At 41.7% G+C, this 17,587-nt stretch carries 15 protein-coding genes, 1 tRNA gene and 1 riboswitch; of the genes, 12 read left to right on the top strand and 4 right to left on the bottom strand.

Annotated elements, in window-relative coordinates:
* The first annotated feature begins 91 nt into the window (after nt 1-91).
* On the top strand, nt 92-1,999 hold the full coding sequence (locus CLHUN_RS12695; protein WP_080064974.1) for a glycoside hydrolase family 3 protein: 1,908 nt from the start codon (nt 92-94) through the stop codon (nt 1,997-1,999).
* Nucleotides 2,000-2,262: 263 nt separating this feature from the next.
* On the opposite strand, the gene CLHUN_RS12690 is transcribed toward CLHUN_RS12695, so the two are convergent.
* Both CLHUN_RS12690 and CLHUN_RS12685 read right to left on the bottom strand, forming a co-directional pair.
* Nucleotides 2,263-2,568 (bottom strand): hypothetical protein, encoded by a 306-nt coding sequence (locus CLHUN_RS12690; protein ID WP_080064972.1) that lies wholly within the window; start codon nt 2,566-2,568, stop codon nt 2,263-2,265.
* Nucleotides 2,569-2,796: 228 nt separating this feature from the next.
* Nucleotides 2,797-3,345, bottom strand: coding sequence for an ECF transporter S component (locus CLHUN_RS12685; protein WP_080064969.1), 549 nt, complete (start codon nt 3,343-3,345; stop codon nt 2,797-2,799).
* Between the two features lie 115 nt (nt 3,346-3,460).
* Nucleotides 3,461-3,589, bottom strand: a riboswitch (FMN riboswitch).
* A 274-nt stretch (nt 3,590-3,863) separates the two neighbouring features.
* Here CLHUN_RS12685 and galU point away from each other — a divergent pair.
* On the top strand, nt 3,864-4,736 hold the full coding sequence (galU, locus tag CLHUN_RS12680) for a UTP--glucose-1-phosphate uridylyltransferase GalU (protein ID WP_080064966.1): 873 nt from the start codon (nt 3,864-3,866) through the stop codon (nt 4,734-4,736).
* 114 nt (nt 4,737-4,850) lie between these two features.
* Here galU and CLHUN_RS12675 read toward each other — a convergent pair whose 3' ends face one another.
* Together CLHUN_RS12675 and CLHUN_RS12670 are read right to left on the bottom strand one after the other, a co-directional pair.
* Nucleotides 4,851-7,703, bottom strand: a complete 2,853-nt coding sequence (locus tag CLHUN_RS12675) for a phosphodiester glycosidase family protein (RefSeq protein ID WP_080064963.1) — start codon at nt 7,701-7,703, stop codon at nt 4,851-4,853.
* 98 nt (nt 7,704-7,801) lie between these two features.
* Entirely contained in the window at nt 7,802-8,521 is a 720-nt protein-coding gene (locus CLHUN_RS12670; protein WP_080064962.1) for a tRNA 2-thiocytidine biosynthesis TtcA family protein, read from the bottom strand.
* Nucleotides 8,522-8,904: 383 nt separating this feature from the next.
* Between CLHUN_RS12670 and CLHUN_RS12665 the strand changes: the two genes are divergently transcribed.
* The 10 genes from CLHUN_RS12665 (at nt 8,905) to CLHUN_RS12615 (ending at nt 17,519) form a co-directional block, all read left to right on the top strand.
* A tRNA-Pro gene (locus tag CLHUN_RS12665) sits at nt 8,905-8,980 on the top strand.
* Nucleotides 8,981-10,233: 1,253 nt separating this feature from the next.
* A complete protein-coding gene (locus CLHUN_RS12655) occupies nt 10,234-10,707 on the top strand; it encodes a hypothetical protein (RefSeq protein ID WP_080064960.1) in 474 nt (157 codons plus the stop codon).
* 17 nt (nt 10,708-10,724) lie between these two features.
* Entirely contained in the window at nt 10,725-12,452 is a 1,728-nt protein-coding gene (locus tag CLHUN_RS12650; protein WP_080064959.1) for a hypothetical protein, read from the top strand.
* Between the two features lie 11 nt (nt 12,453-12,463).
* Nucleotides 12,464-12,643, top strand: coding sequence for a hypothetical protein (locus CLHUN_RS12645; protein WP_080064958.1), 180 nt, complete (start codon nt 12,464-12,466; stop codon nt 12,641-12,643).
* On the top strand, nt 12,640-13,098 hold the full coding sequence (locus tag CLHUN_RS12640; RefSeq protein WP_080064957.1) for a hypothetical protein: 459 nt from the start codon (nt 12,640-12,642) through the stop codon (nt 13,096-13,098). Before CLHUN_RS12645 ends, CLHUN_RS12640 begins: the two co-directional genes overlap by 4 nt.
* Nucleotides 13,099-14,655, top strand: coding sequence for an AAA family ATPase (locus tag CLHUN_RS12635; RefSeq protein ID WP_080064956.1), 1,557 nt, complete (start codon nt 13,099-13,101; stop codon nt 14,653-14,655). It begins immediately after the preceding gene.
* 395 nt (nt 14,656-15,050) lie between these two features.
* Nucleotides 15,051-15,503, top strand: a complete 453-nt coding sequence (locus tag CLHUN_RS12630) for a NanQ anomerase/TabA/YiaL family protein (RefSeq protein WP_165755744.1) — start codon at nt 15,051-15,053, stop codon at nt 15,501-15,503.
* A gap of 244 nt (nt 15,504-15,747) precedes the next feature.
* A complete protein-coding gene (locus CLHUN_RS12625) occupies nt 15,748-16,146 on the top strand; it encodes a hypothetical protein (RefSeq protein ID WP_080064954.1) in 399 nt (132 codons plus the stop codon).
* Between the two features lie 79 nt (nt 16,147-16,225).
* On the top strand, nt 16,226-17,002 hold the full coding sequence (gene murI / locus CLHUN_RS12620) for a glutamate racemase (protein WP_080064953.1): 777 nt from the start codon (nt 16,226-16,228) through the stop codon (nt 17,000-17,002).
* Nucleotides 17,003-17,141: 139 nt separating this feature from the next.
* Nucleotides 17,142-17,519: a hypothetical protein gene (locus tag CLHUN_RS12615; protein ID WP_080065025.1), complete on the top strand. Its 378-nt coding sequence runs from the start codon at nt 17,142-17,144 to the stop codon at nt 17,517-17,519.
* The last annotated feature ends 68 nt before the right edge of the window (nt 17,520-17,587 follow it).

Raw genomic sequence — 17,587 nt, 5'->3', positions numbered from 1 at the left:
TAAAGCCTTTCATTTCTTATTTTATTGCTAAATTTTTCAATATTTTGTACTATATAGTTATAAATATAAATATAGATCAGGAGGCTAAATCGTGTTTAATAAAAAAGCAACTATACTGATGCTAGTGATAACTATTGCTATGTTAGTCGGAAGCTGCAGTGAGACAGGTAAAACCGAGACTGGAAAAACTGAAGTGCAGGCTGTAACCTCTTACAATTTGAACGATGAGTTAGAATCCTTATATGATGCAAGTAAACCTATTTCAGAAAATATTTCAAAGCTTCTTAACGAAATGACACTTGAAGAAAAAGCCGGTCAAATGATTCAGGTGGAACGCCAGGCTATTTCCTTCAGAGATGTTCAGAATTTCTTTATAGGGTCTGTTTTTGCCCAGGGAGGCTCGGCGCCTGGTATTAATTCGATTGATGAATGGTGCAAGATGACGGAGCAATTCAAGGCTGCCGCCCGGCAGACAAGATTGGGCATTCCGCTTGTCTTTGCAGTAGACGCCGTCCATGGGAACAATAATCTCCAGGATACCGTTATTTACCCGCATAATATTGGTATAGGAGCCAGCGGAGACAGTGAGCTGGTTGGAAAGGTCGCCGGAGCAATCGCACAGGAACTAAAGGCGGTGGGAATCGACTGGAATTTCTCTCCGTGCGTTGCCGTGAGTAACGATATCCGGTGGGGAAGGACTTACGAAAGCTTCAGTGAAAATCCCGATCTGGTAAGCATTCTGTCCATACCGTATATAACAACACTTCAAAAACGGGGGATAATTGCCTGTGCAAAGCATTATGTGGCTGACGGTGCGGCAAAATACGGTACAGGAGACAGCGGTTATCTCATGGATCAGGGCAATGCAAACCTGAACCAGAAGGACCTGAATGACAATTATCTGTCTGTATACGAGGAAGCGGTGAATGCCGGAGTAAAAAGTATAATGGTATCTTACAGCAGCATAAATAATGAAAAGAATCACAGCAACAAGTACCTTATCCAGGATATACTCAAGGACGATATGAAATTTACAGGCATTGTAATAAGTGACTTTGAGGGGATTCATCAGCTAAAGGGCGACAGCCTGTATGACAAGGTTGTCCTGGCTGTGAACGCAGGACTTGATGTGCTTATGGAAGCATCTCAGTGGAGAGAGTGCTATGAGGCAATTGTGGATGCTGTGAGCAATGGAGATGTGCGGATGGAACGCATAAATGACGCTGTAGCAAGAGTACTCAGAGTCAAGATGGAGATGGGTAAGTTCGGAGCAATTACTGCGGCACCCCAGGGCAGCTATACCATCAGGAACGAAGAGCACAGGAAAATAGCGGAGGAAGCGGTTAACAAGTCGCTGGTGCTTTTAAAAAATAAAAACAATATAATACCTTTCAGCAACAAGCAGAACCTTGCTGTAATAGGTCCTGCTGCCGATAATATTGGCGTACAGTGCGGAGGCTGGACTAAAACCTGGCAGGGGGGACAGGACGACGCCAGTGGACGCTGGATGAGCGGGACAACTGTTTTGGATGGATTCAAGGAATATGCCATAAAGAATGGAACCAATATAATTACGGATATGTCCAGACTGAACGAGGCTGATGTCATATTAGCGGTCATAGGAGAACATCCCTATGCAGAGGGAAAAGGCGATGACGGCAGTTTGAGCCTCTATGATGACACTGCCCTGGAAGAGAATAAACAGGCCCTGAAAGCGGCATATGCAGCTCATAAGCCCATCGTCGTCATACAAATTTCAGGCAGGCCGAGGCTTGTAACTGAAGAATTGGATAAATGGGATGGTTTTGTGGAAGCGTGGCTGCCGGGAACAGAAGGCGGGGCTATTGCCCGAATGTTTTACGGAGAAGTGGATTTTACTGCAAGACTTCCCGTCACCTGGCCAAGAAGCCTGAAGCAGCTTCCTATAACCTTCAACAATCAGTCTGACGGATATAATGCTCTCTTCCCATACGGGTTTGGATTAAGCACAAGAGATTAAATTGTCCACAGGGCTGAAGAATGCTTTTTTACGTTATTCACAGACTTATGCACATTATCCACAAACGGAATCCTGCAAATCAAAGGAAATGGGACACCAGGGCAAACGCCTTGTTTTATAGTGGTTCCAGAGAATAAGTCCATATTCAATAACAGGGTATTTCACATATCCACACCTGCCTGTTTAGGCAGTTATCCAAAAGTTATTAACAATAAAAGGCGAGGAACAATCCTCGCCTTTTATTTATCTTTAACTGATATTCTCTATAAATCTTCATCTTTATCCGGATCATCGTCATCATCAAGCAGCGCATCTCCTACCGCAAGCTTTTTCTCGCTATCGTCAAGTCTTTCAAGGTAGTCGTCAATAAGGTCTACCGCCTCTGACTTACTCATAACTTCAAAATTTACTTCGCTGATATCTTCTCCCAACTGTTCTGCCAGTTCTTTAATATATTCGATCTGCTGAGTGGTTGCTAATTCAACCATGGATTTAACATGCTGATCGCACTTTTTGTTTGTACAGCTGCCGTTAATCTTTAAAGAACCACATTTGTTACAAAATTCCATAAATAAATCACCCCGCAATTATTAACTATAGCATATTACCTGATAACCGGGCCAAAAGTGCCCCCGTGCCGGGCCGCTCAAGCACCTGTCAGCTAAAACAATTGATATTATATATTATAATACGTGCTAATGAATTCAATGTAAATATATAATTTTGTTTTTTGATAAGCAACTATCACAATATTATGCATTGCAGCAATAAATTACAAGCGTTTATTGAAAATTTCCCTACTTTTGGGCTATACGGAGCAGTATGTTTCCCGCAGACTTGAATATCAGCAGAAATACTATGGAATTTATACCTGCTTTCATAAGATTGAAGGGCAAAATTGCAGGAAAAACAAGCTTTACCACAGCATCAAGAGTCATGCCGTAAAAGATTGGATCAAGTGCCAGATTCAAAACAACCATAACTGCGGTCATGGCAAGGCTTCCAATTACCACACCTGTAATGGCACGCGTAAAGGTTTTTTTCCTGTAGTAAATGACAGAAGAAACCCCAACCAGGGCGGAAGTGGCTAAAATGTGCATTATACAGCCAAAGACACCATCCTTGCCAACAGTTAATGACTGTACTATTGATGTGATTACGGTCAGCAGAACTCCTGCTACAGGTCCAAATACAAAGCCCCCCACAAGAATTGGCACGTCACCCGGTTCATATACCAGAAACGGTGCGGTCGGAAACGGGAATCTCAATGGAGAAACCACGAGAATAATTGATATTGCTATTAAAATTCCCATTATTGTTATTTTCTTTATTTTACTGCTTGCCATACAAAAATACCTCCCCAGGATTTGTGTATGCGTTCTTTCAGAAGACTGATAAAAAGAAATAAGTAAAGCTCTGTGATTATACATCAACAGAGCTAGGTAACAGCATATAAAAACGCCAATTCTTCTTTCATCCAGACTGTACTGTCGGCCACGGAATCTCACCATGTCTGCTTTCGCTCGCGGGCTAATGCATTTCCTGCATATTACCGCCGGTAGGGATTTTCACCCTGCCCTGAAGATACGCAATATTAAATTACAGTTTATAATATTATGAGAACCGATTAATTATTCCCATATGTATTGTTAAATTATATCATTTCGGGAGAAGGAGCGTCAAGTATTTTTGTGTACCGGTAATGTTTTTGTTTCAGAATAGAGTAAATACATAATATTGTAATAGAATACATAATATTAAAAATTTTAGGGGGTAATAATAGACAGAAGGTTGTTTGACTGATAGTAAATGTGCTAAAATTGGAAATAGAAAAGCAGAGAAAATAAAGTATTTTGGAGGAGTTATGAAGGTAAGAAAAGCGATTATACCGGCTGCAGGCCTCGGAACAAGGTTTTTACCTGCTACAAAAGCTACACCCAAGGAAATGATTCCAATTGTGGACAAGCCCACAATACAATACATAGTTGAAGAAGCCGCGGCGGCTGGTATTGAGGATATTCTGATTATTTCCGGCAGAAACAAGAGGGCAATTGAGGATCATTTTGACAAGTCCTATGAGTTGGAAGAGGAACTTCGAAGAAAGAGCAAACACGATCTGCTGAGCTGTGTTGAGGAGATATCAAGCATAGCAAATATTCATTATATCAGGCAAAAGGAGGCTAAGGGGCTGGGACATGCCATATACTGCGCCAAATCCTTTATTGGAGATGAGCCTTTTGCAGTATTGCTGGGAGATGATATAGTTGATTCCGGAACTCCGTGCATCAAACAACTGATGGATGTTTACAACGAGTACAGAACAACCATTCTTGGAGTCCAGAAGGTGCCCCTCCACGATGTATCCAAATACGGTATAATTGCAGGAAATCAGATAGACGAAAAGGTATACAAGGTAAAAGGCCTGGTTGAAAAGCCCGAGGTCGACCAGACGCCTTCAAATATTGCAATACTGGGAAGATATATTATTTCTCCGAGAATATTTGAGTTCCTTGAAAAGGCATCCCCGGGAAAAGGAGGAGAAATCTGGCTTACAGATGCACTTCAGAAGCTCATGGAATGTGAGGCCATGTACGCATATGACTTTGAAGGAGACCGGTTTGACGTGGGGGACAGAATCGGATTTTTAAAGGCTACTGTGGAATTCGCCTTGAAGAGGGAAGACCTTAGCTCGGAGTTTACAAACTTCCTTAGAGAAAGAGTGGAAAGATTGCCATAGAAAACCACACAGAGATTCAAAAAGACAAGCTGTCCGAAACTTAAACAAAATTCAAATAAAAAAGAGCCATACTCGATGAAATGTACGGCTCTTTTTTTGTTTAGATATGCTTCTTCAGTTTAGTGTTTTGAATTGATATGTAACGGTATTTCCCTGAACTTTTACAAGTACATATTTTGCGGCGGTTTTATTCTGGGCACTGAACCCAACCGCATCAAAGCCCGCTGTGGTTATGTACTTAACGCCCTTGTCCATATAGCTTTCGTTTGCCGAGCCCTTGTAAAACACCCAGACATTTTTGCCGGGATTCTGCTTTTTATAATCCGAGAGCATATCCTTTAAAACCTGCCCTTCCTTTGGATCATTAAAGTTTGAGGGAGCATCGGCCAGGAATACGAACAAATTGTTGCCGGTAAAGGAGCTGAGCTGGTTTTTGAACCAGAACCACTCATTGTAGTCAGTTGCCCTTAGTCCGCCCTTTGTGGTGTTGAGCTGGATGAGCCTGCTGCCGTTTTTATCCAGGGATTTGTAGCTGGCTGTCGTAGACAACGCCGGTACTTTGAGTGAAGGCCACAGGCTGTCATATTTGCCGACGACAGCCGATACCTGTATGTATTTATTTATTTTTCCCACCAGTGAATTTACTAGGCTAAGCTGGGTTTTGTCCTTATTCTTGTCAAGTGCTGCGGACTGTCCGAAAACTGAAAAACTTAAGGAGTCGTTTCCTGAGACTGAGCGATCCTTATAGGCATCATCCTTTGGAACTGTATTAACTGCTGCTTTTGACGCGGGTACTTCAGGATAGCCGGAATACACCATGGTAAGGTTATCAAAATATAAGGTGCCGGAGGTTTTCTGTTTGGTGGTCTGAACTGCATAAAGCTTTGTAACCTTTGACGGGCCGTTTATATCTTCCAGTGAGACCTCAAGATATTTCCAGCCTGTCCAGTTGACATCCTTGGCAAAATATTTGTAATTCTGGGTACCTTTTTTGTCGGTAACGATTGCACCAATCCAAAGGGGACGTTTTGAGGAACTGTATACCCACACTCCAAGCTTGGTGGCAGTACTGTCCAATGCCTTTCCGCCGTCGGGAAGGTTTATGTAGGCGGCCCTGTTGGCTTCAAGTCCTTTTGTGAAATCGTAGGTGAGTTTTGCCGAATACGGACCGGATTTATAAACATTTGTGGCAGCATTGTATTTGCCGGTAACTGTTTTTGCAGACACGTCCACTGTCAATGCCGTACTTCCGTTAAAGTCCTCAATTACCTTCTTAAGCCCTGGCTGGCTGATGGAAACAGGGCAATATACCGAGACGCCTGCAAAGGAGGCCGATACATAGCCGGTTCCGGACTTTCCGGCGGTAAATGTATTGGAAACTAACGTCCCAACATTGTTAAGCACTCCCCATTTTATGTTCGAGGGGTGAATGCTTGCACTGAAGCCGTTTTTATCCCAGCCCCTCACTGCAAAGGTAGTAGTGCCTCCCGGAGAGGTGTTCAGGGCAGCTACATTTAAATCCAGCTTTACCGGAGCACTTAACACCGTCAGTGGGCAGGTGCCCACTACGGTATCTCCTATTTTGGCTGTTATTACTGCATTTCCGGCTGTAGTTGGAGTAAATACGTTGTCGGCAAAGGTGCCATTGACTCCCGAGACAGACCATTTTATATCTGCACTGCTAATATCAACAGGGTTCAGGTATTTATCCACACCTTTTACGGTGAAGGCTCTGGCGGTATTTACGAAGGCGTAATCCTCATAAGCACTGACCATCAGTGAATCAACCGGGCCCTGCGGTGCGATGGAGAAAACCCCAAGTGAAGCAGAAACTCCTCTTTCAAATCCGTCGGAAGGAGTGTTTATGGTGGATATGGCTGTGTCTCCCTGCTGCCTTGCCACCATTGTAGTGGAACCGCCGCCGTCAAAATTAATGGCGTTGGCACAGCCCAATTCCTTCATGTATTCTGCCAGTTCCGCCTGTGTCATGCCTATGCTGACACTGGAATCCTTTCTGCCGTCCACGGTTACTATCAATAGTGTTTTACCGTCGACAGTGGTGCCTGCTGCAGTTCTTGGCTGCCTGGAACTGCCTGCAGCCGAATGGGTAAAGGAGGCAATCTTACCGCCCTGAACCAGCATGGTCCCTCCGGTAAGTCCCATCTGAAGCTGACTTTGGTCTACATTGAGCTTTATATCATAGGACACAGGGTCTCCAACCTTGAAGTTATCCGTAAGAAATTTCTGATGCCCCATGGTGGCCAGAACCACATAACCGTTTTTAGGTATGTCAATCCCGGGACTGTCTACGCTGAAGCCTTTAACTATCCCGTCCTCTACAACCATTTCAAGCCAGGAGGGATATGTCTTTGAGACACCCGGTGTCTTGCTGCCCCATTTGGAGTCAACTATGTACATGTTATAATTGTAGTAGCCGTTATAGTTGTTGTAGGCTGCCACGCTTTTTCTTGTACCGTTGGGAGTTATGAGCTCTATAGCTGTTTTCCAGTACTGAAAAAAGGCACGGCTCAGCTTGTCAATGGCAAGTGTGGCTATGTGATCGGTATTGTCTCCGGCAGACGCCATGGCAAACTCTCCGTTTGCAGCAACGGGACCGTAGGGAGACCCTGAGGCAGGGTCAAAGAAGCTGGCGTTTACGGCAGCTACCGCCCCTCCGGTTTTTGCCAGGTTCTTGACAGTTGTGATACTGGAAACGGAATTGTTGTTAACCAGTCCGTCAACCTTTACATTCTCATTGGATAAATCCACTCTGAGTACGTTGGTCCTGATCCAGCCGCTGGTGGTAAAACGGTTATATTTTTCCAGCACAACTCCCGAGGTTATATTCTGTTTTTCCACGGTCTGATTTATAACCAGAGGTGCCGCGAAAGTATATGTACTTAGCGAAACGAGTAATAATGCCGGCATTAGCAATAATGCCAGACTTTTTCTTATGTACTTGATCATCCTTATCTCCATTTCCTTATGACTATTAAACTTTAGCTGGTTTCTCCCATTACAGATATAAAAGCAATAAAGACAGGCCATGTATAAAGGACTAGAGCCTATTCATGCCAGCCGTCTATTTGTGCACGTTTTATTGCTCCAAACAGATTGCTCTTAATATCCCGGTTTTCCTTTTGAAGCTGATAAATCAACTCCTTTACATATTGACGCTTGGTATATCCATCTACATGACAGGGGCTTTTTACAACTGGAAACTGTTCTGACTTTACAGAGGCCTTTATTTGCTTTTCTTCCGTATAGATCAGCGGCCGGATAAGATACAAATCTTTTCTGTCCAGATATGTAACCGGAGAAAATGTATGTAAATTACCTTCGAAAAAAGTGCTGAGCAAAAGGGTCTCTATGGCATCATCCCTGTGGTGCCCAAGTGCCACCTTGTTGCAGCCAAGCTTTTTTGATACATTGTGCAGAGCGCCTCTGCGAAGATTTGCACACATTGAACAGGGGTTCTTTTCCTGACGTATCTCAAATATGATTTTACCTATCTGAGTTTCCTCAATGGTGTAATTGACTCCTATATTGCGGCAATACTGGGAAACCGGAGTATAATCGGCATTTCCAATACCCATGGTAAGGGTAATTGCCTCTATTTCAAATTTCTTGGGGTAAAAGCCCTGTAACAGTTTCATAGCAGTAAGTAGTGTCATACTATCTTTTCCGCCGCTTACGCCTATAGCAATCTTGTCACCGTCGTCTATCATGGCGTAGTCCTGAATAGCCCTTCTGACCTGCCCTAGAATACGTTGTATAAGCACCACCCCTTTATGCTTTGAAGCTACATAGTGTTTTTTGATAAAAGTTGAAAAAACCCAAGGTGTTTTTAACTTTTATTAGAATAAATTAAACTTTGTATAATCATGATTAATTGTTTAATTATTCCTTATTATAGAAAAAGTCGTATGACGGTTCAAGTCATATTACATTTCAATTGTATTACATATGAAAATTGAGCGAGCTGTACGGCAGAAGGGGACAGCTCGCTTGGTTCCGATTTGTGTCCGACATATAAAACTGACGAAAAATAAAGAATGAGAAAGAAACATAGCGATAAACCGGCATATATGGTTACAATCGACATTGATTATATGGCATGGCTATAGTACAATACTTTTGCGCTTGAGAAAGTCAGGCATATGTTTTACGGGGTGTAGCGCAATTGGCAGCGCGCTTGGTTTGGGACCAAGATGCTGGAGGTTCAAGTCCTCTCACTCCGACCAAGGTAAAACCTCCACAGATTTCTGTGGAGGTTTTTTGTGCAAAAATATTAGGACTTGAACCTGGGAAGGCACGAGGCGTAAAGAAAATGCGAAGCATTTTTAGCCGAGTGTGCCGAGACTAAAGTCGAGGCGGTAGGCTGCGAACAAAGTGAAGCGGACGTCAAGTCCTCTCACTCCGACCAGTTAGGCACTTGTGTTTTCTGCGGAAAACACAGGTGCCTTTCACTATGTTCAAGGCACGAAGTGCCTTACGGGCGAGACCAGTCTCCCCGTATGCCCCACTGGCCTCCCGGCGGGGTTAAAGGCGTAAAAGCGATAATAGTACATTTTGGAGAGGAATTTGAACCTGGGAAGGCACGAGGCGTAAAGAAAATGCGAAGCATTTTTAGCCGAGTGTGCCGAGACTAAAGTCGAGGCGGTAGGCTGCGAACAAAGTGAAGCGGACGTCAAGTCCTCTCACTCCGACCAGTTAGGCACTTGTGTTTTCTGCGGAAAACACAGGTGCCTTTCACTATGTTCAAGGCACGAAGTGCCTTACGGGCGAGACCAGTCTCCCCGTATGCCCCACTGGCCTCCCGGCGGGGTTAAAGGCGTAAAAGCGATAATAGTACATTTTGGAGAGGAATTTGAACCTGAGAAGGCACGAGGCGTAAAGAAAATGCGAAGCATTTTTAGCCGAGTGTGCCGAGACTAAAGTCAAGGTGGCAGGCTGCGAACGAAGTGAAGCGGACGTCAAGTCCTCGGGAGAATTTAATCATCCGGGGGCAATGTAATCCTATATATAATAAAAGGCTAGGTTGTGAAAGCTGAAAGTTCCAACTGTTAATACAAATATTCTATCCAAGTATTTTATACTGTAAAACCTATATATTATTTTTTCACTTTCATCTGGTGTCTTGTCAATAAATTCAGTAAGAGCTCTTTTTGTATACTCCTCTGACGCTTTTCTCCAGAACATCTGAGTTGGAGTATTCCTATCTGTTGCGTTTGTATGAGTTTGAAAGTGAAACTAATAAACAGCAAAATTCATAAATGATACCTTATGCTTATACTGGATTCTACTTAAATTCATATAAGTAGCTGGATAAGTGGAGGATTTATTCTCTTATGTTTTAAAATTCTATCATATTTTGAGATATTTAAAGGATATTTGCTATAAAGGTAGAATATTATGCAGTATTTGGTAAACGGGCATGTTAAAATATTTAACCCAATTACATATTTCCATGTAATTACTTTTTCTGGAGGAGTATATGCCAAAACCTATTTTCAAAACAGATCAGGGCAATAACTTACAACTAAACTTAAGCGTTCATTCTACAACAAAAGCGAAATTAGATCCAATGTTGCAAGAAAGGAGATTAAGGCAAAAACGTTCTAGTAATTACATAAATACAATTAAAAAATTAGATATTGCAGGTCATAATTTAGATAGATCTCAATTTGATAATTTTATAAATGCCATTAAACAAGAATTCCCGGATGTTCCATTTGAAGGGCACCTTATTGGTATAGTTGCTCAATGCCATCTTGGAACGCCATATGATGTACATACTTTAGATATTGCCGGAGAAATTGTTACTCATTTTAAGTTATCAGAGAGTATGCCTCCTCTGCTGGAAAGAGCACGGGGGCTGGCTCTTTATGGTGGATATGAATTCATTGAGGTTTATGTAGACTCACTAAGAGCTGTAAAGGCAGATGGAACGGTATCAGTAACGAAATAAGACTTGGAGGTTAAATTATGGCAGATTATTCAATTAGTAGTGCGAATTTGAGTGCAATTGAAAGTAACTTGGGTGTACTGGCCAGAAATATCAATGTTATCGCACAAAATGTTGATGTTGTTTCTGGGCAAGTGCAGGCTGTGGATTCTAAGGTTGATTTTGTAACAAATGAAGTAAATGCTTTAGCTGAGGAATTTAGAGCATTCGTAAATGAATCAAGAAGGATAGCTGCATTAGCAGATGCGAAACAGACGGTTGTAATGTTAGAACAAGAGCTTGCCAAAGAATTCGGGCACTACGATACGATTCGAAAACATACGGTTGGAATTTTACAGGCGACGGATGTGAGTGTAGTAAGAAAAGAAACAATTTCTACAGCTACAGAAGAGTTAATGCTGTCAGCTCCCAGATATTGGCTGGCACCTGCACTTATCGCTTTATCTGCGTGGATAAGCGATAATAAAGAATTAGCTGAAAAAGCGCTAAAGGAAGCGATGCGAAGAGATGATGAAAAAACGTCGCTTTTATTTTGTCTCATCAGTAGAAGAGCAGGAAGGCTTGACGGCTCATTATTATGGTTGGAAAGATATTTTGGTATGCAGGATCCGGCTAAAATGGAAAGTAGAGTGATCGTAGTTTTGGATGCTTTTGCAAGCGGACTTTTTGGTGCAGATGCCAAAGGTATATGCGCCAGCAAGATTAAGGGGTGGCTTGATGAACTATCTGCCCGTGCCGGCTTCATTGAAACACAGAAACAACAATGGAGCACAGCAATATGTGGAAAAAAGGTCTTTATTAATGACACGTCCTTCCCATATTTAAAGGACAATAGCTCTACCTGGCCAGAACTGAAAGAAGTTCTTTCCTGGGCAGAAACTCATGAGAATATATATCAATATTTTAATGCTATTTTTAATACACCGATTAATAATTCTGTTTCGGTGGAATCAAAGATTGATGAGATTTTAGATAATTTGGTAACAAATTACGATAATGAGGAATTACCTTTACGTAAAGAACTCAGAAGAAATCACTTGATAATTGAAGAAAACGGTGTACTTGACAGAGCAATGAGTAGATTTAACGCTGAGGAAAATGCATATCAACAGTATGGGAATTTTTCCCAACACTTGACTGACGCGGCATTAAGTCCGGAAAAAACGGGAGCTCTGATTGCAACTCAAAAGCTGGCAATATCCTTATCAAAAGATTGGATTACAGATGCATATGAAGACTTGACTGTTAAAAGCAGAGCGAGTATTCCGGTTGAAATTGATGTAAAAGTTTCAAACTGGATTGGAAAAACACGGGATGGGAGTAATGAAGCTGAATTACAGGCAGCATTAAATACCTACGTAGATAATTTGAAGGAGGAAGCTCTAGCTAAGATAAAGTGGTTTTCTTCGAAAGTGGTTATAGCAATTATTATCGGGCTTATTGTTGGGGTTATCGGCATTGCTACCGTAATAGTTCCAATATTAGCTGCTGCTGGCGTAGCTGTGTTCATTTTCATGGAGCGTAAAAAGGCTAAAAAGACCAAAGAATTAACAAGCAACCAAATGGAAGAATTCAGAAACAGTGCTCAGGTTACGCTTAAGGCTACTTTGGCAGAAGTTGTCGATTTTAGACGATTATATGCTGTAAAAGATGCTGATTATACAAAAGTAATAGATTTTTTAAATAAACTATCTCCGGAGCAATATGTATTAATCATTGATTCCCAAAAGACTCGTCAAATACTTTAAAGGAGGAAATTATGGATAACGGAAATTTAATTAATAAAGAAAATGAGAAATATACGAATGGTAACATGCAGAATGGCTTGAACAATGATAAAAAGAATGGTCAATACATTGATGAATTTGCTTCAACTCTTCCCCAATGGAATCTTGTACCGCCTACTACGGTAATAAAGAGGGTGAAGAGAGTTATATGAAAAACCCGACTACATACTCAGAATGGTTGGATTGTTTTGATGCAGTTAAAGAGGGAACAAGGGATTCAGAAGTAATCGAAAGTGTACAAAAAGGATCATTGGTTTTATCAGCGGGAGTTGCAGGACGTTTTGCAACACACCTAAGTGATGTTATTCAATTTAGAATAAAGAAGGCGTCTGATAAATTTTCCAGAGCAATGCAAACCTGTGGGGGTGACTTAAATTTATTATCAACTACATTGCTGGCATTGAGGAAGGAATTTAAGTTTTTAATTAAATTTGTACAATTACCGGTATTGCCTAAGGGCGATATAGATATCCTTGTAAAGGCAATTAAAGAACAAGCTGATCAAATGCAAAAGTCATTGGAAGATACTTGCGCAAAGAATGATAGAACCGGAACATTGGTAAGTATTATCAAACGGAATAAGGTTAATAGTTTGGAGGATCTATAGATGGATTTTAATAATTGTGTGAGTACTTTGAAAAGATACTCAATGGCACGCATTCCTTTTATTGCACTAAACTCAATTGAGAAAATCAGAGCTTTAGAGGTCATAAGACTTGTAGCAACAGATCTTAGTCTGCCGTTTTATGCACATACACTTTCAAAAGGTATGTTTGACATAGCAACTGGCAAAACAGTAAATGACGACAAGTCCGTTATGGGAGCGTTAGATTTTATTTGTGAACAAATAAAGATTAAGCAAAACTTAACCTTTGTATTTACTGAAGTATCAGATATTGAGAATGATTCAATGACATCAAGATACTTTTTAGATGTGGTATCACTGGCAGAGGAGAATGGAGCAGTCATCATTGTTATAACTGCAAACCCTGTTTGGAGTCAGCTACAGAGATTGGGCATGACTGCTTCATTAAATTTGCCCAATGAACAGGAAATGTTGCAGATAATATATGAAAATGTTGAACCGTATCGCAGCAATATTTCAATTGAGTGGGACAATAGTGACTTTCGTGAAGCTGCGACTACTTTAGCAGGTGTCACACGTGTAGAGGCACAAAATGTTATTGCTTCACTAGTTGCAAACCGTGCTATAAAGAAAAGCGATTTAACAGAAATAAAGTTTGCAAAAGATCGTCTTTTTTCGAATATTCAAGGGTTAGAAAAAATTGAAGTGTCTCATAATATACTTGATGTTGGAGGACTCAACGGATTAAAAAGTTGGTTGAACGACAAGAAAAAACTTCAAAATCCGGAAAAAAGAGACGAATTAAGAAAAAGGGGATTGCAGCCACCACGTGGTGTTTTGCTAGTTGGGGTTCCGGGGTGTGGTAAATCTTTATCTGCAAAGGCAATTGCTGCTTTCTGGGAACTGCCTTTATACAGACTCGACTTTGCAACAGTTCAGGGACAATATGTTGGTCAAAGTGAGCAGCAGTTAAAGGAAGCGTTCCAGACTGCTGAACATGTTTCTCCATGCATTTTATGGATTGATGAAATTGAAAAAGGTTTGGGCAGCTCCGGCTCAGACTCATCGGGTGTAACAACCAGAATGGTTGGACAGTTTTTGTTTTGGATGCAGGAATGCAAAAAGCTGGTGTTTGTTGTTGCAACGGCAAATGATGTATCAATGCTGCCATCAGAGTTGTTAAGACGAGGAAGATTTGATGAACTATTTTTTGTAGATTTACCTACTGAAGAAGAAAGAAAAGAAATAATCACCTTATACTCAGAAAAGTATTTAAAAACAGTTTTGTCAGATATAACTCTCTATGAATTGGTAAGAATCACAGATGGTTTTACCGGAGCGGACTTGGAATCCTCGCTCCGAGATATTTCATACAGGCTTATTGCCAATGATGAGTTGCAGTTGACAGATGATCTACTAATAACATCATTAAAGAATGTAGTTCCACTTTCAAAAACAAGTCCAGAAAAAATAGAGGCTATTAGAGATTGGGGGCGTGAAAGAGCAGTACCGGCATCGGGGAAACCAATTGGTGGGAATGTTACAGAAAGTAAGCCGGCAAGAAGAGTATTAGTTTAAAATAGGGTAAACTATTAGTAATTTGGATTATTAGATTAGTGGGAGGTTAGAAAAGTAATTGTATCTGATGCTGCCATAATTTCCAACGTATCCAGGTGTCCTTAAAATAAACTAGCTGGAAGCCATTGTATTCTCAAAGAATGTCATAATATCTCAACTTGTGGACAGTAATTTTCTCCGAGAATTTGGCGTTGTTCAGGACATCGCTGGGATGAATTTCTGACTCTATAAAGTATGAGGATTTGCTTTGATGAACAGGTTAAAATCAGGCTACGGGCCGGAGATTCATCCAGCCTCGATTCGCTCTTCCCGTAAAGGGAAAAATTGCCGTATCCCTTATTTTTGTATAAAATAATAAAGATACAACTATATAATGGCAGAAAAGAGGGATTTGCTTGATTGCTGACAGCTTGAACAATTCGGGGAAATACTATGGCCTTCATAAGAACTTGAGAAAAGGCTTTGAATTCATAGCTGACTATTTAAAGGACAATAAGCCGGTTGGACGCTATGAAATTGAAGCCGGAGAGGTGTTTGCCCTGGTGCAGGCCTATGAGACTGTGGAAGAGGCGCAAAAGCAATGGGAGAGTCATGAGAAGTATATGGACATTCAGTATGTGGCAGGTGGTGTGGAAGCAATGGGCTGGGGGCTCAAGGCCGGGTTTAAGCCCAGTTCGGAATATGATCCTCAGAAGGATATTGTTTTTTATCACGGAGGCAAGGCCGCCTTCATAAACGTTTCAGCCGGGAATTTCGCAATTTTCTATCCCGACGATGTGCATAAGCCTGGCTGCACCTGGGACTGCTCTTCACAGGTAAATAAAATCGTAGTTAAAATCAAGATCTAGCATAAAAGGCCCGGTTTGGCAGACTGCCAATCCGGGCCTTTATGGCAATACACAGTGCCGCCGGTCTTAAGGCTCATGCGGTAGCTCCGGATACTGCCGCGGCGCTGGTATTTCAAACATTATTGTATTGTTTTATATTATGTAGTAAAATTCAATTGACGAATTGCTGCAATGTTTGAACAACGTGTTTTTCATGTTAACAAATACTTGCGGGACGGGTTTAACAACATAGACTGGAGATAGTATGAAGAACTTTTTAAAGGTACTTGGGCTCAGTTTGCTGGATTCTGCCATAATAATCATTTTGCTCATATGCATAGTAAGGATTGATACTATGGCGGGCATATATATTGTATACGGGGTATCTGCCGTTCTGCTTCCACTGCTGCTGCTGATTTTGTACAAAAGGTTTTTCGGCAGGGAAACTCTTGTGGTGGTGCCTGTGAGTATGATACTTGCAGCCGCATATTCCCTGGGGGTCTCCTTATACAGCTTTTATGGGACGGGCAGTTTTTCCAGGATGTTTAAGGAATTGATGTACTTCATATACTTTTTGCCTTCTGTAATTTATTGCGGCGTAGCTTGGATCATTTTTGCCATTATCATTAAATTTTCCAAAGAACCCCGGAGAAGGGAAATATAAGGGTATAATTTAGGTATGCCGGCTCTGCTTCAAAAAAATGCAAAATAAATGCAGACACAGGAGGGGTTGAATTTGTTCTATGGGAACAGATAGTATCGGCTTTTTGGATTCGGGTTTTGGTGGAATAACAGTACTGAGTGAAGCTCTCAGGCAGCTTCCCGGTGAAAACTATATATATTATGCCGACAATGAGCATGTGCCCTATGGCACCAAGTCAAAGGAAGAGGTGCATAATTATGTTTTCAGTGCCGTGGACTTTTTGGTCAGGCAGGGTGTAAAAGCCCTGGTGGTGGCTTGCAATACTGCAACCAGCATTGCAGTCAGAGACCTGAGAAACAGCTATTCCTTTCCCATAGTAGGGATGGAACCGGCAGTAAAGCCTGCTGTTGAAAACGGCAACGGAAAAAGGGTTCTTGTTTTGGCCACTCAGTTGACACTAAAGGAAGAAAAATTTCACAACCTGGTACAGAGAGTGGATCAGGAGCATGTTGTGGACTATCTGGCCTTTCCTGAACTGGTGGAATTGGCGGAGGCCATGATTTTTGACACTGACCGGGTCGTACCGGTTATTAAGGAAAAACTGCAGGATTATGATTTCTATAATTACAAAACTTTTGTTTTGGGCTGTACCCATTTTCCCATTTACAAAAATGTGTTCAGGCAGGTATTGCCGGAACATATTGATATAATAGACGGAAGCATTGGAACCGTAAGATATCTGAAGCATCTTATGGAGGAAAGCGGAATAGTCAATACCCGCCCCGGTGGAGGAAAGGTAAGGTTCTTTGACTCGGGAAGGGAAATCCTGAGCAAGGAGCGGCTGGAAACCTTTAAATGGCTTTTATCCCAATGTTAACCCAAATAGTGTAACAAACTCCCCTCCGTTGACATAAAATGTAATAAACGCTAATAAGCAGATGCAGTATCCGAAAGGAAGGCTCTCAGGCATGACTGGCGGGTATGATGCATTTTATGTTGTGGAAGGAGAGGAGTATATGTCGGAAGGTTTTAACAATAACTTCGGCGGTTTGTCTATAAATGGTGATATCGTAAATGCCCTTTGTAAAAGAATTGGAGAAACGGTTACAATATTCACAAAGAGCGGAGGCATGTCAGGCTGCGGTTTTACAGGTGTACTGCTGGCAGTTAATGAATGCTATGTAAAGCTTTTAAGCCAGATCGGACCTGCGCCCGGCTGTGCACTGGGAAACGCTTGCAGCGGAACCCCTTATGCAAATGGAGCCGGCTGCATGGGAAACATGGGAGACAATATGGACAATGGTTTTTCACACGGATACCCCATCAGATCGGTGGGCTCGGTGACAGACATACCTGTTGACAGTATTGCTGCATTTGTTCATAACGCAGTGTGACCTTTTTCAGGTATTCTGGCATTATTGTACTTTATTGTACGGTTATATAGGAAAGTATAGAAAGAATA

Origin of the sequence: Ruminiclostridium hungatei, from assembly GCF_002051585.1 — a bacterium.
In the GTDB taxonomy this organism is placed as follows: domain Bacteria; phylum Bacillota; class Clostridia; order Acetivibrionales; family DSM-1351; genus Ruminiclostridium; species Ruminiclostridium hungatei.
This window is presented reverse-complemented; position numbering and strand designations above follow the sequence as displayed.